The organism is Paenibacillus sp. JCM 18996 (assembly GCF_055392555.1).
This window is the reverse complement of the sequence record NZ_AP043884.1, coordinates 742271-762459: the sequence shown is the minus strand read 5'-3', so window position 1 is coordinate 762459 and position 20189 is coordinate 742271. Positions and strand designations below refer to the sequence as shown.

The following is a 20189-nucleotide window of genomic DNA, read 5'->3' as shown; positions in this document are numbered from 1 at the left end:
GCCTGAGCGGTTAGAGCAAAGTGCTGCCGACATTGCCCTCACAGTGGCGTTAACCCTTCGAAGCTCATCCGAATACTTTGCTTTGCGGTGATCCCGGAAGATTACCCGCGGCAAACAAAAAGCAGCAAAACCGGCTTCCCCGTTCTGCTGCTTGTCTTCTATTGCTCACCGGCCAGCTTTTTCAGCGCCTGTGCGGCCGCCTGCTGCTCGGCTTCCTTCTTGGACCTTCCGATTCCCCGGCCCAGCGTCCGGTCGTTCATCCCGGCTTCCGAGACGAATTCCCTTTCGTGCGCGGGGCCCCGTTCCTCTACGATGCGGTACTCGAGTACGCCCATGCCCTGCTGTTGAACATATTCCTGCAGCATCGTCTTGTAATCAACGACTTTGCTTTGTTCCTCATCCGCAAGCTTTGGAAACATATGCCGCCGTAAAAAAGACTGCACCGCTTCCAGCCCCTGATCCAGGTAAAGCGCGCCGATAAACGACTCAAAGACGTCCGCCAACAATGAAGGACGGGTACGTCCGCCGGTCAGCTCCTCGCCTTTTCCCAGAAAAATATACGAGCCGAAATCAAGGTCCTGGGCAAAACCGACCAACGAAGGCTCACATACGATGGAGGCCCTAAGCTTGGTCAATTCCCCTTCCGCCTTCTCAGGATACCGGTTGTACAGATACTCCGAAACGGTGAGCTCGAGCACGGCGTCCCCCAAAAACTCCAACCGTTCATTATCCGTCGGGTGAGTCGCCCGGTGTTCGTTGACATAGGATGAATGTGTAAAAGCCTGCTTAAGCACATCCTTGCCGGCAAACGAAATTCCCAGCTTTTGCTGAAGCTGTTGAAGATCCTGATGCATCTGTCCACCACCTCAATATAGTATTAATTTTCTCCTGAGGCGGTAATTTATGCTTCGTATTTTTTGAGGATAATCGTCGCGTTATGTCCTCCGAAACCGAAGGAGTTGGATAACGCCATCTTCACATCCGCTTTACGGGGCTGATTCGGAACATAGTCCAGATCGCATTCCGGATCCTGGTTATCCAGGTTGATCGTCGGAGGGATGATTCCGTTCTGAAGTGTCAGGGCGCACACTACCGCCTCAACCCCTCCAGCCGCTCCCAGCAGATGGCCGGTCATCGATTTGGTTGAAGAAACCGCCAGCTTGTATGCGTGGTCTCCGAAAGTATTCTTGATCGCGGTCGTTTCGGATTTGTCGCCCACAGAAGTAGACGTGCCGTGCGCGTTGATGTAATCCACTTCCTCCGGATCGATGCCGGCGTCTCTAAGCGCCATCAACATACACCGTCTTGCGCCGTCAGGATCCGGATCTGTGATATGGTAGGCGTCGCCGCTCATGCCGTATCCTATCACTTCGGCATAGATTTTCGCGCCCCTCGCCAACGCATGATCCAATGACTCGACAATGAGCACTCCGGCGCCTTCACCCATCACAAAACCGTCGCGGTCGATATCATATGGACGGCTCGCTTTCTCGGGAGCGTCGTTGCGCGTGGACATCGCTCTCATTGAACAGAATCCCGCCAAGCCTGTCGGCCGTATCGTGGATTCCGCTCCGCCGCAGATCATGGCGTCAATTTCACCCATCTGGATCAGCTTGTAGGAATCCCCAATGGAGTTCGAGCCTGTTGCGCAGGCGGTGACCGTGGTCGTATTCGGACCTTTGGCCCCTGTAGTGATGGATATCTGGCCGGAAGCCATGTTGGCGATCATCATCGGGATAAAGAACGGGGAAACGCGCTTGGGGCCTTTTTCAAGCAAAATCTTATGCTGCTCTTCCCACGTGCCCAGCCCGCCGATTCCGGATCCCACCGATACGCCGATCTGTTCCGCATCAATATTGCCGCCGATCGTCAAACCGGAATCCTTAAGGGCCATTTCACTTGCAACCACGGCAAACTGGACAAAACGGTCCATTCGGCGCGCTTCTTTTTTATCCAAATAATCTTCCGGATTGAAATCCTTGATTTCAGCGGCAATCTGGGTACTGTACTCGCTGACGTCAAAAGATTCGATTCTCGAGACGCCGGACTTTCCTTCCATAAGGCTGCCCCAAAAAGTATCCAAATCCTTGCCTATGGAGGTCATGACGCCCATCCCGGTTATTACAACTCTGCGTTTCATCTCGCACCACCTCTATGAGCCCGTTATATTATATATATTATAAGTCCTGTGTAAGCATAAATAAGCTTTGACGAGGACCGGAAATAAAGGAGAAGTCCCGCTGTTTAAGGACGGGACTTTACATGTTGACAACGTTTGAATCCGACGGCTCCCGCCAAACGGTTAACCGCCGGAGCTTCAAAGGCTGAAAACCTAGGTATGTGATTTTATGTAATCAACAACTTCTCCTACAGTCGTAATTTTCTCTGCGTCTTCGTCAGAGATTTCCATATCAAACTCATCTTCCAATTCCATAACCAATTCTACTACATCTAAGGAATCAGCACCTAAATCCTCTTTAAATGATGCTTCGAGAGAGATTTCAGACTCTTCCACTCCAAGACGATCGACTACAATTCGCTTAACGCGATCCAAAACGTCGGACATCCGGCTCACCTCCTCCATGGTATTATACGAAAACTGAGAACAAATTACCATAGCCCTCTTTTCTATGTTTTTCTGGGCTCCCCGCAAAGTACACGGACTTCACTCCGAAGCTTCACGTCGCTTTGCGGGGTTATATCTACATATACATTCCGCCGTCGACGTGTATAGTCTGGCCTGTCATATAAGAGGCGTCGTCGGAAGCAAGAAACCTCACCGCTCTGGCAATATCGTCCGGCTGTCCCAGCCGGTTCAGCGGAATTTGCGTGAGCAGCGCGGACCGGGTGTCTGCACTCAGCTTATCCGTCATATCGGTCTCGATAAAACCCGGAGCCACCGCATTGACGGTAATTCCCCTGGAGGCCAGCTCTCTCGCTGTGGCCTTGGTCAAGCCGATGACTCCGGCTTTGGCGGCAACATAGTTGGCCTGGCCCGGATTGCCCAACACCCCCACAACGGAGGATATATTGATGATCCTTCCGGAGCGCTGCTTCATCATGGGACGCGTAACGGCTTTAATACAGTTGAACACGCCCTTCAAGTTGGTGGCGATGACCTGATCGAATTCTTCTTCCTTCATGCGCATGATGAGGTTGTCGCGGGTAATCCCGGCATTATTCACCAGTATATCCAATTTTCCGAAAGTTTCCAACGCCTCAGCCACCATCGCTTCCGCTTCGGCTGCCTGGCTGACGTCGGCGCGCACCCTGAACGCCCTGCGTCCCATCGCCTCGATCTCCCGCACCACCTCTGCGGCTGCGTTTTCACTTCCGGCATAATTGACGGCGACGTCTGCTCCCGCATCAGCGAGCTGCAGGGCGATGGCCCGGCCAATCCCTCTGGATGCGCCGGTCACTAAAGCTGTTTTCCCTTGAAGCATAGGATTTTCTCCTCCTGTTCCACTGCTCATGCGATTTAGGCGCCGATATCGGCATGAAATTTTTCAAGCGAATCCAGGCTGTTGATCGAGACGACCTCAACGGTGCGGTCGATCTTTTTGATCAGGCCTGCCAGCACCGTCCCGGAGCCCAGCTCTATGAAAGTCCGGACACCTTGCCCGAGCAGCCACTGCACCGAGTCTTCCCAAAGCACGGGCGAAACGACTTGTTCCACCAGCAGCTGCTTGATCTCGTCCGTGTCCTCGCAAGGCTTGGCGGTCACATTGGCGATCACCGGCACAGCGGGCCGCTTCACTTGCAGCCCGGAGATTACCTTCAGCATTCTGCCAGCCGCCGGATTCATTAACGAAGAGTGGAAAGGGCCGCTCACTTCCAGAGGGATCACCCGCTTGGCCCCGGCTTCTTTGCCGCGGTCCACTACTGCCTGCACCCCTTCCTTGGAGCCCGAAACCACGATCTGCCCCGGACAGTTGATGTTCGCCATCTCCACTGTTCCGGCTTCTTTCGTCACGATGCGGCACAGCTCGGCCAACGCTTCCCTTTCGGCGCCCAGCACGGCGGCCATCGCCCCCTGCCCGTCGGGCACGGCTTCCTCCATGAATTGGCCGCGGGAACGAACCGTCCGCAAAGCGTCCTCGAATTCAATTGCCCCGGCAGCCACGAGCGCGCTGTACTCCCCGAGGCTGTGGCCCGCGACATAATCGGGGGAGATCCCCGACTCCCTGAACGCTTCCAGGAATGCCGTGCTCACGGTTAAAAGGGCCGGCTGCGTATGATAGGTTCTTTTCAGCATTTCCTCGGGCCCGTTAAAGATAAGCTCCACAAGCCCGCCGCCAATGACCCGGTCCGCGCGCTCGAAAACATGCTTTGCAGCCTGATTGGCCTCAAACAGGTCTTTTCCCATGCCAACGGCTTGAGCGCCTTGGCCGGGAAAGACAAAAGCGATTTTGCCCTTCACCACGTAACCATTCCTTTCCGAATGATGCTTTTATATTGGGCCGCAGTTGCCAGCCAAGTGCCGGCGATAAACCTGCGTGCCCCGCATTTTCCATGGCCGTTCATTGGCCTGCGGTTCTCCGAATTACCAGACGATGACGGAAGCCCCCCAGGTCAATCCGCCGCCGAAGCCGACCAGCACGACCGTATCGCCTTCTTTCACGCGCTGCTGCTCGACCGCTTCAGCCAGAGCGATAGGGATCGAAGCCGCAGAGACGTTGCCGTATTTATCCAGATTGATCATACACTTTTCCTCGGGCAGCTCCAGCCTGTTCAAGGCGGATTGGATAATCCGTATATTGGCTTGATGGGGAACGAGCAGATCGATGTCTTCACGGGCAATTCCCGCTTTGGCCAAAGCTTCTTCCGCGGCCGATCCCATGATTCTTACAGCAAATTTGAACACGTCCGCTCCTGCCATCTGAATGTAATGGTGCCCGGCACTCAGAGTTTCCTCCGAAACCGGTAAGCGGGAGCCGCCGCCGCTGATTTTCAGCAGCTCTCCCCCCGAGCCGTCCGCCCCCAGTTCAAAGGATCGGAAGCCGCGGCCTTCAGGTACTTCCCCGATCACGACCGCGCCAGCTCCGTCGCCGAACAGTATGCAGGTATTCCGGTCGGTGTAGTCTGTGATTTTGGACAGGCACTCCGCTCCTATCACCAGCGCATATTTATACGTCCCTACCGCGATAAAATTCGCCGCGTTCGCGAGACCATATATAAACCCGGAGCATGCAGCGGACAAATCGAAAGCCGCGGCCTTTTTAGCCCCAAGTTTGTCCTGCAGGATACAGGCGGTCGAAGGAAACGACATGTCGGGAGTCACTGTAGCCACAATAATCAAATCCAGTTGGTCCGCGGTAATGCCGGCATTCTTCAGTGCCAGCTCCGACGCCGCAAGCGCCAAGTCTGAAGAGGCCTGCTCGGCGGAGGCGATCCTTCTTTCGCGGATCCCCGTGCGCGTTACGATCCACTCGTTGTTGGTTTCCACCATGGTTTCCAGCTGTTCATTCGTCAATACCCGTTCCGGCACATACTTTCCGGTACCCAATATACCCACCGGTTTAACGTTCATCCGTTTCTCCTCGCTTCTCTACGTTGATTTCTCGGGAAATCGACTCCACCAGCCTGTTTTGCAGTGCCGTCCTGGTCTGGCGTATCGCGTTCCTGAAGGCGTTCGCATCCGAGGAGCCGTGGCTTTTCATGCACAATCCGTCGATGCCAAGCAGCGGTGCACCCCCGTGCTCCGAGTAATCCAGCTTATTCTTGAACTGCTTGAGGCCCGACTTCAAAATCGCCGCCGCCAGCTTGTTGTACCAAGTCCGCGTGAACTCCTGCTTTAGCATGGAAAAAATCGTTCCCGCCGCCCCCTCGATCGATTTCAGCATAATATTGCCCGCAAATCCGTCACAAACGACCACATCGCACGGGCCGTTCAGAATATCGCGGGCCTCCACATTGCCCACAAAATGAATCGGCGCCTGCTCCAGCAAAGGAAAAGCCGCCTTCGTCAGGTCATTTCCTTTTCCCGCTTCCGTCCCCACATTCAGCAGGCCGACGCGGGGCTTGTCGATGCCGTGCACCCTGCTGCGGTAAATGCTGCCCATGACCGCATACTGAACCAGATTCTCCGGCGAAGCATCCATATTCGCGCCCAGATCGAGAGCAAGCGTCCCCCGGCCGTCCACGGAGGGAAGCATCGGGGCGAGCGCAGGCCGCTCGATCCCCTTGATGCGGCCGATGATCAGCAAACCGGTTGCCATCAGAGCGCCGGTGTTTCCGGCGGAAATCATCGCATCCGCCTCCTGTTCGCGAACAAGCCTTCCCGCCACAACCATCGAAGCGTTCTTCTTCCTTCGAACGGCTTTCACAGGCTCGTCTTCCGCGGTGATCGTCTCGTCCGCATGGATAATGTCGATATTATCGGGCTTTTCCTTTAAAAAAGGCTCAATCTGCGCCTTGTCGCCGACCAGCAGAATGCGCACATCGTTCCATTCCTTCGCCGCAGCGACGGCTCCTTCCACAACAGCCGAAGGAGCGTGGTCTCCCCCCATGGCGTCAACAGCAATCCGCACAAAGTTTTCCCCCTTATCGCCTATAACCGTTATTTCGCCGAGTGTACAATGAGAAGATTTCCTTCAAACACAAGTTCCTCACCCACATACGTCAGCACTTCCACTTTAGCTTTGCCTTTCGATTTCGATCGGACGTAAGCTTTGGCGACGCATTTTTCGTGCAGCTTCACGGATCGGATGAACCTCAGCTCTGCAGACGCGGTCAGCGCAATTTCATCGTTAATGATCGCGACAGCCAGGGAGTTGGCCTGAGAAAATATGTGATGCCCACGGGCGATTTGCGTTCTGCTGAACACATGCTCTTCCTTGATTTCAAACATCGAGATGCCGCTCTTGTCAAGCTGCAGGTCGATCACTTCGCCGATGACCTCGCTTAAAGGCAGGGATCTTACCTCGTCGTAAGACTCGGCCATCAATTTGATGCGCTCCCTCAGTTCGGGAATTCCCAGTTCCAGCCGGTCCAGCCGGATCGTCTGGATGCTGACACGGAACAGCTTGGTCAATTCCTCATCGGTTATAAAAGGGTTATCTTTAATGGCTTGGGCCAACTCCTGCTGGCGCTGCCGTTTCGGCATCCGTTCGATGGCCGTCACCCCCTGTGTCTGCGCAGTCCGGCTCGTATAGTACGTTGTCTTATTACCAGATACTAATCGTAGTATATATAAAATACGCACAATTGCCAAGTCCGCAAAAATGTCCCAACGCAAAAACTGTGCCACAATCGGGGGGGTCTTTTTTTTTTGCGTTCACGCCGCAGTATCCTTCAAAATTTGATTTACCAGCACTTCTCCACCGCCGCCGAAACTCATAAGTTCCTTCACAACCAAAAAACGGCGCCCCCGTCCCGGAGCGCCGTTTCATGACATTATTGTTTAACAACTTCTCTTCCTTTATAGGAACCGCACACTTTGCAAACGTGATGAGCTGCTTTCAATTCACCACATTGATCACATTTAACCATGCCCGGAACCTCCAGCTTGAAGTGAGTACGACGCTTGTCGCGACGGGTCTTGGACGTTCTTCTCTGAGGTACTGCCATATTTAACACCTCCTTACAATAATTCAAAATACAATTCCGTGATTCCATGTTATGATTTAAAAAAGTCCGCCAAACCCGCCAGCCTCGGATCGATCTTCTCCTGACTGCAGTCGCAGGGCTGTTCGTTGCGGTTCACGCCGCATACCGGACACAGGCCTTTACAGTCCTCATCGCACAAGGGAACGAAAGGAATGGCAAGCAGCACATTCTCTTCCACATAAGGCATTAAATCAATCGAGTCTTCGGTGATGTGGTGGACGTTGTCTTCCTCATCCTCGTCCGAGCCCTCGGTTAGCCGCTGGATAAACACTTCGTGCAGCGGAATATTCAGTTCATGCTTCACAGGAGTCAAACATCGGGAACAAGGCTGGGTAATGCTGGCCTTTAACGTTCCGTCCACTTCCACCGCACCGGCGTTGTAGCCTGCCTGCAGATCGGCGTGCACCGGCCCGAACTCGATAAGATCGGATCGCTCTTTGAGCAGCGGGGTCAGATCCAATGATTCCGTCCATTGGACGGGTTTCGCTTTGGACGCCAACTCTTTAATATGAATTTGCATTTATGATCACCCCAAACAGACAACGATTATTATATCGATATTCATTCTATTTTGTCAACATTTTCAGCTTTACATTCGAAAACAAATTCTTTGCCCGGACGAGCCTTTACCTGCCGGGTTCAGCCTATTTTGCGGGCAGGGCCTCCAAATACTTGAGCGCGTCGTCGACGGTGCCGACCGGCACGACCTTCATCGGGGAGTGAATTTGCTTCGCCCGCTGCACCGCGTCGGAATAGTTGTTCACTGTACCCGAGCCAGGGATCGAAATATCCTTCGGAGCAAAAAAGATCTCTGCCCTTTGTTTGTCCGCCGCAATAATCTTGTGCTGAATGCCGCCGATGGGCCCGACATTGCCCTTGTCGTCTATCGTTCCGGTTCCCGCAATCCGGTATCCTTTGGTCAGATCCCCGGGCTGCAGCTGATTCAGGATCTCAAGCGTGAACATTAGCCCGGCCGAGGGCCCCCCGATTTCTCCCGCTTTGATTTCCACTTGTTTGCCGGGATCCTCCGCGCTGATTTTCTGGATCACGGCCGGCTGGATTCCGAGAATGGTCCTCTCCACATCGTTCGCACCGGGGCCGTCGGGCTGCACCGACTTGGAAGAGACTAGCGCAATGGGCGCGGTTTGCTCTTCCTTCGCGCGTTTGTAGGTGACCTGGATCGTGTCGCCCGGCTTTTTGACGCCGATGATGCTGTCCAGGTCCTTTCTGTCCTTGATGGGCGTATCATTCACCTTGACGATGTAATCTCCGGGAACAAGAACCTCCGCTGCAGGCGTGCCCGGTTCGGCTTTGCGCACCATCACGCCGTCGCTGACGACTTTGTAAGGGATTCCTGCCTTTTGGTAAGCGTTGCGAATGGCGCTGCTCTGCGACTCCATCATGATGTATTCCTGGCGCTCGTTGTATTCCTTCTCCGACTCCCCTTTTTCATACAGCGAGGATTTGGGCCTGATTTCCTGGTAAGGGTCCGCAAGCGCGTACAAATAATTAACCACATTCGACTGGGCTACCCACACCGTAGTGAGCATAAAATTGCCCTTTTCCTCCCCTTGCGGATTTTTGACCGACACCATCGGCTTGATAGGCTCCGAAGTGCCGGGCTTCAATATATAAAAAGGAAGGGGCATGAAGACCAGCACATAGCATAAAATCAAGCCCAGAAGAACCGAAAGAAGGAGGGGCAGTTTTTTCATGCGGGTGCGCCGGCCGCGACCGGGGTGGAGATCCGTTTGTTTACTTTCTTCTTTCATATAAAGCTCCTTCCTTCCGGCAAGCTTTTGCCCATTGTATCTATTGTATGTTGGACAGGTGTGGTCTAAACCGCTGGCAGCCGGCGTACGTATTTAGAAAAGCCTTAACGGATCACGATGGGAGAAAAATACAATGCCGAACATAAAAACGAAGGACCGCGGCCCTTACGTAACTTTACTGTTAGGTTTCCTTGCAGCTGCGGTAGTGGTCATGATTATCCTGTTCCCGGATGCCGCCTTCCGGTCCTCGCTCGAAGGTCTCTCGATCTGGTGGAACTTTGTGTTCCCGGCTCTGCTGCCGTTTCTCATCCTGTCGGAGCTTTGCATCGGATTCGGTTTGGTGCACGGCTTGGGCGCGCTGATGGAACCGCTCATGCGGCTGCTGTTCGGCATTCCGGGGATAGGCGGCTGGGCGCTGGCCATGGGCTTTACCGCGGGACAACCCTCCGGAGCGGCCGTCACCGCACAGCTGCAAAAGCAGCGGCTGCTAACGCATAAAGAAGCGGAGAAGCTGCTTGGCGTTTCCCATCTCAGCTCTCCTGTTTTAATGGTCACCGTCATCGGAACTGGATTCCTCCACAACCCGAAGCTGGGCGTAATCCTGGCTCTGGTGCATTATTTATCGGCTTTCTTGACAGGGCTTCTATGGAGAGGGAAGCCGGGCAGCCGTGTAGAAGAAACAAACCGGACCGCACAGGGTTCGCTGGTTGCGAGAAGCCTGACCGCCATGAAAGAGGCCCAACTGAAAGACGGCCGAAGCTTCGGCAGGCTGCTGGGCGACTCCGTCACCTCTTCCATCCAGTCGCTGATGCTTATCGGCGGATATATGATCATGTTCTCCGTACTGCTTCATGTAATCAGATTGACCGGCATCGCCAGGCATTTCCCTCTCGCTGAGCGGCTGATGTCGGGAATGCTTGAGGTGCACCTGGGCTCTTTCGCGTTGACGAACGCACCGGGACTGCCCGCGCTGTTCCAGACAGCGGCGCTGGGAGCGCTGCTCGGATGGGGCGGTTTGTCCTCCCATCTCCAGGCGAAGAGCCTGCTCCAAGGCAGCGGGCTGCGCTACTCCCGATTCGCGCTGTTCAGGCTCGTTCATTCCGGCTTGGCCGTCGTGCTGACCGCAGCCCTGTGGACGCCGATGAACTACTGGCTCGGAACGAGCCTCACTGTCTTTGGCGCCCGGCATGAGGGGCTCTCCTATTCTTTCCGTGCGGCAAACTTCGTCAAGCTTCTGCCCGGGATGTTCGCGGCCGGAGGGCTGTTTATCCTGGCCATGCTCGCAGTGTCAATCCTTGTGGCACTGTTTCATAAGGCGCCGGACGGGGCATAGCGGGTTCAGGCTGCGTCAGCTGTCCTGATATTTGCGGCGCAAGGCCGCCTCCACCTCAGCGGGCACCAGATCTGCCACAGGGCCATTATACTTCGCGATCTCCTTGACAATGCTGGAGCTAAGAAAGGAATAATTCGGCGAGGATGTCAGGAACAACGTCTCCACCTCCTCGTTCATGGCTCGGTTCGTCGCAGCCAGCTGCAGTTCATGTTCGTAGTCCGATACGGCTCGGAGTCCTCTGACGATAACATGGGCTTGCTTGGCGTTCATATATCTGATCAAAAGATCCCGAAATCCGTCGACCTCCACGTTCGGCAGATGGCTTGTCACTTGGCCCAGCAGCTCGATCCTCTCTTCAACTGAAAACAGCGGATTCTTGGAAGAATTATTAAGGACGGCAACGATCAGTTTGTCGAAAATTTTGGAAGCTCTCTGGATAATATCCAGATGCCCCAAAGTGACCGGGTCGAAACTGCCCGGATAAACGGCTGTCTTTACTGAGGGTGTGGCATGCATTTGTGCTTCAACTCCTCTTATGGGTTATTCTATGTATTGATAAATAGAAATCGCTGTATCCCCATACACCGACCTGCGGTCGAAACCGACCCCGCCGATCGCATGGTCGTACACGTCCGCCGCGTCGCTTTCGATGACAAGGATGGCTCCGGGCCGGAGCAGACCGCCTGTCTCCATAGTTTGAACGAGCTCCTCGATCGATTTCAACCGGTAAGGCGGATCCAGAAACACCAGGTCGAACGAGGCTCCCCTTTTGGCCAACACTTTCAGCGCTCTTCCCGCTTCGTTGCGGTAAACTTCCGAGAGCTCCGTAAAGCCGGTTCCGCGCAAATTTTCCTGAATGATATCGATGCTCTTTTTCTCGATGTCGATAAACACCGCCTGGTCCATGCCGCGGCTGAGCGCCTCAATGCCCAGGCCGCCCGTGCCGGCAAACAGGTCGAGCACTGCGCCTCCGTCAAAATAAGGTCCGATCATGGAAAATACCGCTTCCTTCACCTTGTCCGTCGTTGGGCGTGTCCCTGTGCCGGGCACAGCCTTCAGCGACCGTCCCCGCGCCCTGCCCGAAATGACTCTCATTGCTTTCCCACCCGCTTCCAGGAGTAGACTGCCGCTTGCGCCGATTCGGATACGGCCAGCGCTTTAATGGATATCGTACCATATTCCCGTTTCATTTCACAAAAAATTTGTAAAGCGCATGTATATTTTCGCTCTTTCCAGTTAATGCTTAAATTATCGACATGAAAATTGTCGTAGACAACCGCGGAGAAAGCTTACGTTTCCCCATAAGCTCTTCGTCCGGTTTCTCCTCTCCCATGAGGCGGTCATGCAAATGGCCGCCGTTTTATTGTTGCCCCGGCTGCTCATCCGCCGGCTCGTGCGCAGCCTTCCGCGGCAGCTGGATCGACACCTCTGTGCCCTGGTTCTCTTCACTTTGGATCTGGATCGTCCCTTTGTGCTGCTTGACCAGCGCTTTGGCGATCGACAAGCCGAGTCCGGTGCCGCCGGTCTTGCGCTGCCGCGCTTTATCCACCCGGTAGAACCGTTCGAAAATAAGGTCTTTTTCCTCTTTAGGGATGCCGATGCCGTAATCGATGATCTGCAGGAGCGCCTGCTCCGGACCGCTGTAAGCGACGCGGATTTTGACGGGCTTCTGGCTGTATTTGAGCGCGTTGTCCAGAAGAATCATCAGCAGCTGCTTGATTTTCAAAGGGTCGCCTTCGACATAGACGCTTTCCTTCGCGTTCACCTTCACATCCCGGTCGTACAGCTTCTCCATCAGTTTGGCCGTTTCGTGGCACAGCTGCACCAGATTGAACTCCGTTACCGCAAGGGAGGATTCCGTTCCGCTGGAGGCAAGATCCAGCAGCTGCTGGGTCATTTTCTTCATACGTACCGATTCGTTATAAATGACGTTAATCCCCTCGCGGAGCACATTCTCGTCCTTCATACCCCAGCGCTGCAGCATATGGGCATAGCTTTCCATAATAGTCAGCATCGTTTTGAATTCATGGGAAGCGTCCGAAACGAACTGCCTTTGCTTTAAAAAGCTTTCCTCGAGCCTGTCCATCATCCGGTTAAAAGTAGAGGATAGCTTGTCCAGCTCATCCCGGGTGCCGGCGGGTACCGGAAGCCTTTTGAAGGTCATCGAGCTCTCAACCTGTTCCATCGTTTCGATCATCCGCGTGATGGGTTTGACAATGTATCTCGAAACGAGAATACCGCCGAGCACGGATAAACTTAGGGCGCCGACCGTGGAGAGCAGCAGCACATAAATGAGAATGGCCAAAGACTGCTCCAGATCGGACTGCCTTACGGCGATTTCGATCGATCCGACGAGCAATGTGCCGGCATACAGCGGACTTGAGACCACAAGAACCAGCTTCTGCCCGAACAGGTTGGACTTATCCTTCGGGGAATCGAACCTTTGCAGGACATAACCCGGCGAAATGTCAAATTTCGGTGGAACCTGCAGTAAATCCATGTCTTCATACAACTGGTTGCGGATTTCGCCTCGAGAATCCAGAATACGGATCAGTCCCTCCGATGGAAGGTATTTGCGGATCGCTTGCTCCTGATTCTTTTCCAGAAGCACAGCCGTACCCAAGTCTTCTTTAATCGTCTGGGCCCGCTCCAGCAGTGTTCCCGCCTGATTTTTCACGGTCAGCCTTATAAATTGAATCCCTACAAATACGTTGACGAATACGAGTATAATGAGCAGCCATATGGACGTATGCAGGGCAACTTTATTCCGGATCTTCATGCTCCGCTCACCCTGATGGCATAGCCGACTCCGCGGATCGTCTGGATCAGCTTGGAGTCAAAATCGTGGTCGATTTTTTTTCGCAGATAGCGGATGTACACGTCCACAATATTGGTGTCCCCCATAAAGTCATAGCCCCAGACCTTCGAAATGATCTGTTCCCTGCTAAGCACCTCATTCTTATGCTCCAACAGGAAGACCAGCAGGTCAAACTCGGTGGAGGTCAGCTCGATTTTGCGGTCTTCGCGCTGGACTTCCCTGGTCCGGATATCTACGGTCAGGCTGTCCGCGCTCAGCTGGGTGGCCTCCTCGACAAGCTGCTGCTGAAGCCGTTCGACTGTAGCGGGATGCGTACGGATGCAGGCGCGGATGCGGGCGAGCAGCTCCTCGATTTCAAAAGGCTTCGTCAAATAATCGTTCGCCCCCTGGTCGAGGCCGCTCACTTTATCAATCGTCGTATCCCGTGCGGACAATAAAATGACGGGGGTAAGCTCGTCGACATTCCGCAGGCGCCTGAGCACCTCCATGCCGTTTAAGCCGGGCAGCATAATATCCAGCAGGATCAAGTCCCACGGGTGCTCCAGCGCTTTGTCGAGGCCGTCCCGTCCGGTTTCCGCGGTCTCCACCTCGTACCCTTCATGCGTGAGCTCCAGGCTGAGCAGCCTGGCAATCTGTTCCTCGTCTTCTACAATCAAAATTTTAGCGCTCATCATGATCTCCTCCGGACCGTTATCGCTTTTATTTAGGATGTTCCATTCCTTGTAAAAAAAACATAAGGCCCGGGAACGCATCCCGGACCTTATAGTATTCGGCGGCGCGGCCGCTCTTCAGACTGTAACGGAAAGCAAATTCAAACAGGCGGGTTGATCTTGGTCTCCGCCACAGCTTCTGCTCCCATCTTCAGCGGACCTCTGCCCAGCGCTTGGCGGATGTTCATCACACGGACTTTGCCGTTTACGGATGAGCTCGAGCCGATTTGAAGCACGGAAGCGGCCGATACGGCCGCAACATCCACATAATCGACCCGTATTGTATTTTGTTCGTGCACTGTAGTCAGCTTTACTTCTATATCAAGCTCCGGAGGCGGAATGTCAGGGTAAAAAAACACAGGGAAAAGGTTCAGATTCCCTTCGTTCCCCATAAACACCGCAAACTGCCGCTGCAGCGCAAAAATGCGGGCCGCCGGTGTGACCTCGTCCGCATCCCCGATTTGGACGACGGAGGCGAACAATACGTTGGTAATGTGAACATTAGACACCAACGATACGCGCTTATCCATGGTCATTCTAGGCTTGCGGCGCGAGCGGCGCGAGAGGACCGACAATGTAAGACTCCGGAGGCGTGTCGAAGGCCGACGAGAGGCAGATGGAATCCGTATCCCCCACGAGAATCACGGAAGCGCCGACCACTGCGGTCACGTGGATGGAACCTACCGACAGCTGCTTGTTTACAACCTGAACATTCATGGCTTCTCCTCTTTCTTTAAGGAATTGTCCGGGCTTTCCGGGAAGGTGTTCATATACCTTTCAATGGCCACCCGGATGTCCCGTTTCACTTTATCCATCACTTCCCGATGAAGGGACGCGGTGTTTTCCGGAGCCGCCTGCTTCATTTGGCCGATGTAATAACGGATTCGTTCATCTACCTGGTTCTTGATGTCATTGACGATAAAGCTCCGGTAGTCGTCTCCCAGGAGACGGTTATACCGCTGTTCCAGGCTGATGATTTCTCCCGGAACTTCCTTTTCCAAATATTGATGCGTCTCGTCCGCGATCTCCCTGAAAGGGGAATTCGCATCCTGCACGGGCTGCTGGATATGCGGCTCTGTGCCGTTTACCGCCAGATCGTCGATATTGCCGGCCAAATCCGGATTGAGGCCGATATTCAGGGTGCCGTCCAGCTTTTCCACTTTTAACTGGTCAAAATGGTATTCTATCTTATCGACGGTGACAGCCCGCTGTTGCCTGAGCTCGGCAATTTCGTTCCGCAATGCCTCCACCGTCTGCTCCATTCTGTTAAGTTGATCGGCCTGCAAATGCAGCTGAGTGTAGATGCCCTGCAGCAGCGAGTATAAATACGGATCCATGTACAATCGATGTCACCCCCTGTATATCCTATGTTTCGGGACAGGGAGGACATGACACTGGAAGCTTCGCTTTTATCGAACCCTTTTGTGGCGCCGGTCTTTATAAACTCTAAAGAGTAAATGACACGGGAGGCTTCGCTTTTATAGGAACGGGCTGCTAAGTAGGGGTTGGCAGAGGCACCAAAGGCGCTGTGAAATGGGGAGTGCCCTGCGTTAAGGCCGGGGCCGGCTCGGTATACCCCCCGGTGTTGTATGCGTTGGACAACGCCCTGATCACCCCGGCGCTGCCGATCTGCAGCACGGAGGAATGCGAAATCCCTTCCACCCGCAGCTGATGGATGACGATGGATTGATGCACGATCAGGTTCATGGCGCCGCCACCGCCCCGCCTGAGCCCGCTCCGCTAGAGCTGGCCCCGCTGGCCACTCCGGCATTGACCCCTTTGTTCCCGTTGGAGGTCTGAGTCGAATCCTGGATATCGTTATCCGATGTGTTTGTGGCACTGATCGCGTTATTCGTATGGGCCAGATCCCCGGTGTTGAAAGACCCTGCTCCCGCAAAAGTTTTCGATGTGCTGGCGGGCGCAACCTGCAGCGTATCTCCGATGAGAACGACCGATCCCGAGCTGACACTTACGACTTTGAAGCTCCCGACAATCGATGGCATAGGCAAACACCCTTTGTTTATTTTACTTGTTTATAGTATGTGGGAAGACGCCCTGACGTTCTTATGGTTTGCCGGAGACAAATCATTCACCAACAACCGCCGTTATCATATTCTATAAAAGGAATCATTGTTCGGAAACCGGAAACAGGCACAAGGAGGGATGACCACGTGAGCGACCAAACACCGCGGCCTTTCGGCTTTGACTGGGGCCCTTTCAAAGAGATGCTCGGCGGCATGCTGCCTCCGGCCCAGTCCGATAATCCGCAGGACCTGTCCTGGGTGGAGTCTTATGTGCAGCAGACGCTCCGCTCAGCGTTCCATAAGCCAGAAGTACGGACGAAGTCGGCGGCTTCTCCCTCCCTGCAGTCGGAAGTGTTCGAAACCCATAATTACATTCTGGTCAAAATCAAACTGCCCGGCAGCACACATATCGACAATGTACGGGTCATGGTGAGCTCCACACAGCTGAAGCTGACCATTATTGGGGTCGACGAGCCGCACCTCATCTCGCTGCCGAAAGCGGTGCTCTCCAAATCGGGGAAAGCCTCGTATAAAGATGATGTGCTGCAAATCCGCCTGCGCAAACAGTCCGGACGCAAATCCTTTGTTGAGATTCCCATCCGGTTTATTTAATTGCGCCGGCATATAACCGGAAAAATGGGATGTGACCAGAGCGTCTCAAGCTCCCCGGGGGGAGGCACGCGTTGGGAAAACCGAAAAAAAGTCTGCTTCTCTTGATGAGGAAGCAGACTTTTTTGATGCCGGCTATTCCGGGAACTTCTCATTGACTTCCCATGATTCCACGATTTTATAGGCCGTATCTGAATCGTAGCCCATCCCGATCAGATAAACGATCAGTGCCACTTCCGTCATCGCGTGCGGATAGCCTTGCGACTGGGCTTCGTTCAGACCGTAATGAACCCAGGGACGCACCGTTTTTAAAGAGGCCTCGCGCAATGCCGGATTGATCAGGGCAGGATGAGGCCATTCAGCATGAGTCATTGGCCGATGCGCTTCATAGTAAAAGTCCAGGACATTGGGCCAGCGGGGTGTATTGAGCGGATAAGGAACAGGTGCCGCACCGTTCGGATAACCGGCAGGCACCGCCATGTTAGGGAACGGCTTTTTTGGATAAAGCATATTCGGGTATGCTGCGGGCGGCAAGTTCGGATATGCTGCAAGCGGGACTATGGTAGGCTCGTTGCGATAGCTCGCAGGCGAAACCGCATTCGTTTCGTCAGGCAAAGGCAAAGGGTAACTCATCCGAATTTCTCCTTTTTTCTGAAAATCATGTGAATTTACCCAATATCCTATGTGTTCACCTATGACTTGGTGATTTGCCCGGATGACATTCTGCGAAGCTTCACTGGAAAAAGGGGTGCGAGCGGTAACCCGGCGAAATTTTACAGCAGGGCGCTTAAAGATTAAACACTTAGGGCGCGAGGTGGGGCTGAACACTGCGCAGCTTTGCGGCAGCGAACTTTTATTCCGCTATTTTTGCATTCCCTCTTAAGCCCCTAGTGAAAGGAGCGGAAAGCTATGACAGCACTTCGAGAAAAAATGATCATGGATATGCAATTACGAGGATTGAGCCCTCATACGCAAAAGGCTTACTTGAAAAGCGTCGAAAAATTTGCGCAGCATTACAACAGATCACCCGAAATTCGAGCAGCATAACCGTCATGTGCAATCGTGTATTTGGGGAAGACAGGTGAAGTCTGCCCTTTTGACGACAATACCAGCAAAAGCATCTCCAAAACAATGAATTAAAGGGTTCGTCGGATGCAAATCTGCCTGCAGAACGCGGTTTCGATCAACGAATTGTATCAAAAATTGTACGATCAGTTGGATTGAAACCCCATTATACGTCTACAATTTCTGATACAATCTTAAGAGTTAGCGTTGTTGCCACAGGCGTCGGCGGAAGGTGTCAGCCTCCCGCACATAAGTCATTTCAGCTCAGCAATACATTCCACGCTGTCGTTCTTGACATTCCCCACCATGGGCGCGACCGGATACGCCGACATGAGTTCCTCGGGAAAAGGCTGCAGCAGCGACTCCAGGAAATCCCCATCCGTGCAATCCCGGTCAAGCCATAGCGCTTCGTCCTCACGCTTTAGAATCATCGGCATCCGATCATGGATTTCCCGCATTAATCCGTTCGGTTTCGTCGTGATGATAGTGCAGGTGCTTAATTTCCGCCCGTCCGGTGCCTTCCAGATATCGTATAGGCCTGCCATCGCGAACATCTCCCCGCTTCGAAACATAATCCGCATCGGCCGCTTGCCGTTTTCTATTATTTTCCATTCATAGAAACCGTCGGCGGGAATCAGGCACCTTTTGCGCTGAAGAGGGATGCGGAACGCGGGCTTTGTCCTGACTGTCTCCGCACGAGCGTTAATCATCGTGTAGCCCGCTTTTTCGTCCTTGGCCCATTCGGGTACGAGTCCCCACTTCAATTCCCCCAGCCGGTGCTTCTCCCCGTCATGGATGACCGCCATAATCATCTGCCCTGGAGCAACATTATACCGCGGAGTGTGAAAAGGGGGCATCGGCCCGTCGATCAGAAACCGGCGCATCAGCTCTTCCATCGTCACCGTGATCGTATATCTTCCGCACATAGCGATCCCTCCCTTCTCCATTATAGACCCATGCCCGCCACAATCGAATAAAACGTTTTCCACCCTTCGAATTCACCGGCGCGCCGCAATCCAAGAAAATGCGCTTGACCATCCGTACAATGGACTGAACAAACAATTCTTCCAGCATGGTTTAACTGGGCAGATCCGCCAGGATAGAGAAAACGCTGCAGCTAAATAGAGGCCATACACGTGAATGCTTCTGCCAGTGCCTGCATGCCGGCTTCACGTTCAAGTATGGGAAGTTCTGCAGAATCTCGTCAAGCCGCGACAAAGGTCCCTCTTCTGAAGCTGCCCTCTTCATCCCCGCGTCAGCTCATGGAGCTTGTCCATCGTATTCATATTGCGGGTCGTAATCGATTTCCCCAGCTTCTGAACGTTGTTCGCCAGCTTGGAATCCAGAATTCTTTGCCGGTACAGAAAATAAATCTCCCTCCCGTAAACGCAGAACTCATCCATATGGCCGATGCCGTCCGAAAGGGTGTCGAGCTGCTTCTGCACAGGCGCCTCTGCCATCACGCCCACGTGAATATTTTTCCTGTTCGACTGCGCATCCACCGAATAGGGGCATCGGCTTACAATCTGCTCCAGCTCCTCGGCCGTTCTCATCATGACGTTGGAAGACACTCCGAACAACTTGCTCACTTCGTCCTCGATCCTCCGGCTCAAGAGCTCTGCCGCTTCCTCCGATTCAAAGACAGCGTTGCCGCTGTTAATATAGGTCTGTACTCGAGTGAGCCCCATTATCTCCAGCAATCGCCTCAGTTCAGCCATCTTGATCATGTTCTTGCCTCCGACGTTAATCCCCCGCCAAAGTGCGATGTAGACCGCCATCTAAGTCACCGCCCTCTCTCACGCAAAATATTACTTCTGCCGGCTGTTGCGCATAGCCGCCAATATGTTGGGCGCACCGCCGCACACGAAGCTCTCGTAGTCCGGCGACTCCATGGGTATAAGCGCGATTTTGCCTTCTGCATTGAAGTGAAGTCCCCATCCGTATTTCTTCGGCAGCATCGACGCCCGCAGACAGGGCTGCGGCTTCCGGTAGAATTCGACGCGGATTTGTGTGCCCCTTGCCAGAAGATCCTGTTCGGGGATTTGCTTATGCCGGACGTACGTCTCGTAGAGCAGTTCCTCCTGGGTATAAGTGTACGGATGGTTGGCGAGCAGCTCGTACTCGATTGCGGGCTTGGTTTTACCGCCCCTCCGCTCGAGTGGAACCGTACCGCGCTCAACCGGACAATCCGCGGCTACAGTAATAAACGTATCGTAATAATTCCATTCCATGGGCGATATTCCTTTCGTT

General features: G+C 53.8%; 27 protein-coding genes. 3 read left to right on the top strand and 24 right to left on the bottom strand.

What is annotated here, in order from left to right; all coding sequences use genetic code 11:
- Nucleotides 1–158 precede the first annotated feature (158 nt).
- The 11 genes from rnc to ACZ5N7_RS03650 all read right to left on the bottom strand — a co-directional run bounded on the left by rnc (nucleotide 159) and on the right by ACZ5N7_RS03650 (nucleotide 9380).
- Nucleotides 159–854 carry a ribonuclease III gene (gene rnc, locus ACZ5N7_RS03700; RefSeq protein ID WP_464657512.1) on the bottom strand — a complete coding sequence of 232 codons (696 nt, stop codon included), beginning with the start codon at nucleotides 852–854 and terminating at the stop codon, nucleotides 159–161.
- Between the two features lie 47 nt (nucleotides 855–901).
- Complete coding sequence (fabF, locus tag ACZ5N7_RS03695; RefSeq protein ID WP_464657511.1) at nucleotides 902–2140, bottom strand: beta-ketoacyl-ACP synthase II; 1239 nt, start codon at nucleotides 2138–2140, stop codon at nucleotides 902–904.
- A gap of 192 nt (nucleotides 2141–2332) precedes the next feature.
- Complete coding sequence (gene acpP, locus ACZ5N7_RS03690; protein ID WP_464657509.1) at nucleotides 2333–2566, bottom strand: acyl carrier protein; 234 nt, start codon at nucleotides 2564–2566, stop codon at nucleotides 2333–2335.
- A gap of 136 nt (nucleotides 2567–2702) precedes the next feature.
- Nucleotides 2703–3443, bottom strand: a complete 741-nt coding sequence (gene fabG / locus ACZ5N7_RS03685) for a 3-oxoacyl-[acyl-carrier-protein] reductase (protein WP_464657507.1) — start codon at nucleotides 3441–3443, stop codon at nucleotides 2703–2705.
- 35 nt (nucleotides 3444–3478) lie between these two features.
- On the bottom strand, nucleotides 3479–4420 hold the full coding sequence (fabD, locus tag ACZ5N7_RS03680; protein WP_464657505.1) for an ACP S-malonyltransferase: 942 nt from the start codon (nucleotides 4418–4420) through the stop codon (nucleotides 3479–3481).
- A gap of 123 nt (nucleotides 4421–4543) precedes the next feature.
- A complete protein-coding gene (locus ACZ5N7_RS03675) occupies nucleotides 4544–5530 on the bottom strand; it encodes a beta-ketoacyl-ACP synthase III (protein WP_464657503.1) in 987 nt (328 codons plus the stop codon).
- Nucleotides 5520–6530, bottom strand: coding sequence for a phosphate acyltransferase PlsX (gene plsX / locus ACZ5N7_RS03670; RefSeq protein WP_464657501.1), 1011 nt, complete (start codon nucleotides 6528–6530; stop codon nucleotides 5520–5522). The genes ACZ5N7_RS03675 and plsX overlap by 11 nt, the downstream gene beginning before the upstream one ends.
- 29 nt (nucleotides 6531–6559) lie before the next feature.
- Nucleotides 6560–7105 carry a transcription factor FapR gene (gene fapR / locus ACZ5N7_RS03665; protein ID WP_464659130.1) on the bottom strand — a complete coding sequence of 182 codons (546 nt, stop codon included), beginning with the start codon at nucleotides 7103–7105 and terminating at the stop codon, nucleotides 6560–6562.
- A 290-nt stretch (nucleotides 7106–7395) separates the two neighbouring features.
- Complete coding sequence (rpmF, locus tag ACZ5N7_RS03660) at nucleotides 7396–7569, bottom strand: 50S ribosomal protein L32 (RefSeq protein ID WP_464657500.1); 174 nt, start codon at nucleotides 7567–7569, stop codon at nucleotides 7396–7398.
- A 49-nt stretch (nucleotides 7570–7618) separates the two neighbouring features.
- Nucleotides 7619–8128 carry a YceD family protein gene (locus ACZ5N7_RS03655; protein ID WP_464657499.1) on the bottom strand — a complete coding sequence of 170 codons (510 nt, stop codon included), beginning with the start codon at nucleotides 8126–8128 and terminating at the stop codon, nucleotides 7619–7621.
- 124 nt (nucleotides 8129–8252) lie between these two features.
- The gene (locus ACZ5N7_RS03650; protein ID WP_464657497.1) at nucleotides 8253–9380 is read right to left on the bottom strand and encodes a SepM family pheromone-processing serine protease; all 1128 of its coding nucleotides are present in this window, start codon (nucleotides 9378–9380) and stop codon (nucleotides 8253–8255) included.
- Nucleotides 9381–9513: 133 nt separating this feature from the next.
- Between ACZ5N7_RS03650 and ACZ5N7_RS03645 the strand changes: the two genes are divergently transcribed.
- Nucleotides 9514–10713: a nucleoside recognition domain-containing protein gene (locus ACZ5N7_RS03645; RefSeq protein ID WP_464657495.1), complete on the top strand. Its 1200-nt coding sequence runs from the start codon at nucleotides 9514–9516 to the stop codon at nucleotides 10711–10713.
- 15 nt (nucleotides 10714–10728) lie between these two features.
- Here the strand turns inward: ACZ5N7_RS03645 and coaD are convergent, their stop codons facing one another.
- The 9 genes from coaD to ACZ5N7_RS03600 form a co-directional block, all read right to left on the bottom strand.
- Nucleotides 10729–11229, bottom strand: a complete 501-nt coding sequence (gene coaD / locus ACZ5N7_RS03640; RefSeq protein ID WP_464657494.1) for a pantetheine-phosphate adenylyltransferase — start codon at nucleotides 11227–11229, stop codon at nucleotides 10729–10731.
- 24 nt (nucleotides 11230–11253) lie between these two features.
- Nucleotides 11254–11808: a 16S rRNA (guanine(966)-N(2))-methyltransferase RsmD gene (gene rsmD / locus ACZ5N7_RS03635; protein WP_464657492.1), complete on the bottom strand. Its 555-nt coding sequence runs from the start codon at nucleotides 11806–11808 to the stop codon at nucleotides 11254–11256.
- A gap of 265 nt (nucleotides 11809–12073) precedes the next feature.
- The gene (locus tag ACZ5N7_RS03630; RefSeq protein ID WP_464657490.1) at nucleotides 12074–13492 is read right to left on the bottom strand and encodes a sensor histidine kinase; all 1419 of its coding nucleotides are present in this window, start codon (nucleotides 13490–13492) and stop codon (nucleotides 12074–12076) included.
- Complete coding sequence (locus ACZ5N7_RS03625) at nucleotides 13489–14202, bottom strand: response regulator transcription factor (protein WP_464659128.1); 714 nt, start codon at nucleotides 14200–14202, stop codon at nucleotides 13489–13491. The genes ACZ5N7_RS03630 and ACZ5N7_RS03625 overlap by 4 nt, the downstream gene beginning before the upstream one ends.
- Nucleotides 14203–14342: 140 nt before the next feature.
- The gene (locus tag ACZ5N7_RS03620; RefSeq protein WP_464657488.1) at nucleotides 14343–14777 is read right to left on the bottom strand and encodes a spore germination protein GerPE; all 435 of its coding nucleotides are present in this window, start codon (nucleotides 14775–14777) and stop codon (nucleotides 14343–14345) included.
- A gap of 1 nt (nucleotide 14778) precedes the next feature.
- Nucleotides 14779–14958 carry a spore gernimation protein GerPD gene (locus tag ACZ5N7_RS03615; protein WP_464657486.1) on the bottom strand — a complete coding sequence of 60 codons (180 nt, stop codon included), beginning with the start codon at nucleotides 14956–14958 and terminating at the stop codon, nucleotides 14779–14781.
- Nucleotides 14955–15578 (bottom strand): spore germination protein GerPC, encoded by a 624-nt coding sequence (gene gerPC / locus ACZ5N7_RS03610; RefSeq protein WP_464659126.1) that lies wholly within the window; start codon nucleotides 15576–15578, stop codon nucleotides 14955–14957. Before gerPC ends, ACZ5N7_RS03615 begins: the two co-directional genes overlap by 4 nt.
- Nucleotides 15579–15735: 157 nt before the next feature.
- Entirely contained in the window at nucleotides 15736–15948 is a 213-nt protein-coding gene (locus tag ACZ5N7_RS03605) for a spore germination protein GerPB (protein ID WP_464657484.1), read from the bottom strand.
- On the bottom strand, nucleotides 15945–16244 hold the full coding sequence (locus ACZ5N7_RS03600; protein ID WP_464657482.1) for a spore germination protein: 300 nt from the start codon (nucleotides 16242–16244) through the stop codon (nucleotides 15945–15947). Before ACZ5N7_RS03600 ends, ACZ5N7_RS03605 begins: the two co-directional genes overlap by 4 nt.
- 168 nt (nucleotides 16245–16412) lie before the next feature.
- Between ACZ5N7_RS03600 and ACZ5N7_RS03595 the strand changes: the two genes are divergently transcribed.
- Nucleotides 16413–16877: an Hsp20/alpha crystallin family protein gene (locus ACZ5N7_RS03595; RefSeq protein WP_464657480.1), complete on the top strand. Its 465-nt coding sequence runs from the start codon at nucleotides 16413–16415 to the stop codon at nucleotides 16875–16877.
- Nucleotides 16878–17009: 132 nt separating this feature from the next.
- Here ACZ5N7_RS03595 and ACZ5N7_RS03590 read toward each other — a convergent pair whose 3' ends face one another.
- On the bottom strand, nucleotides 17010–17507 hold the full coding sequence (locus ACZ5N7_RS03590; RefSeq protein WP_464657478.1) for a hypothetical protein: 498 nt from the start codon (nucleotides 17505–17507) through the stop codon (nucleotides 17010–17012).
- Nucleotides 17508–17783: 276 nt separating this feature from the next.
- Here ACZ5N7_RS03590 and ACZ5N7_RS03585 point away from each other — a divergent pair, with 276 nt between their 5' ends.
- Complete coding sequence (locus tag ACZ5N7_RS03585) at nucleotides 17784–17921, top strand: phage integrase N-terminal SAM-like domain-containing protein (RefSeq protein WP_464657476.1); 138 nt, start codon at nucleotides 17784–17786, stop codon at nucleotides 17919–17921.
- Nucleotides 17922–18193: 272 nt separating this feature from the next.
- On the opposite strand, the gene ACZ5N7_RS03580 is transcribed toward ACZ5N7_RS03585, so the two are convergent.
- The 3 genes from ACZ5N7_RS03580 to ACZ5N7_RS03570 form a co-directional block, all read right to left on the bottom strand.
- On the bottom strand, nucleotides 18194–18865 hold the full coding sequence (locus tag ACZ5N7_RS03580; RefSeq protein ID WP_464657474.1) for an SOS response-associated peptidase: 672 nt from the start codon (nucleotides 18863–18865) through the stop codon (nucleotides 18194–18196).
- Nucleotides 18866–19183: 318 nt separating this feature from the next.
- Nucleotides 19184–19717, bottom strand: coding sequence for a DUF1697 domain-containing protein (locus ACZ5N7_RS03575; RefSeq protein ID WP_464657473.1), 534 nt, complete (start codon nucleotides 19715–19717; stop codon nucleotides 19184–19186).
- A 30-nt stretch (nucleotides 19718–19747) separates the two neighbouring features.
- On the bottom strand, nucleotides 19748–20170 hold the full coding sequence (locus ACZ5N7_RS03570; protein ID WP_464657470.1) for a DUF6157 family protein: 423 nt from the start codon (nucleotides 20168–20170) through the stop codon (nucleotides 19748–19750).
- Nucleotides 20171–20189: the final 19 nt, after the last annotated feature.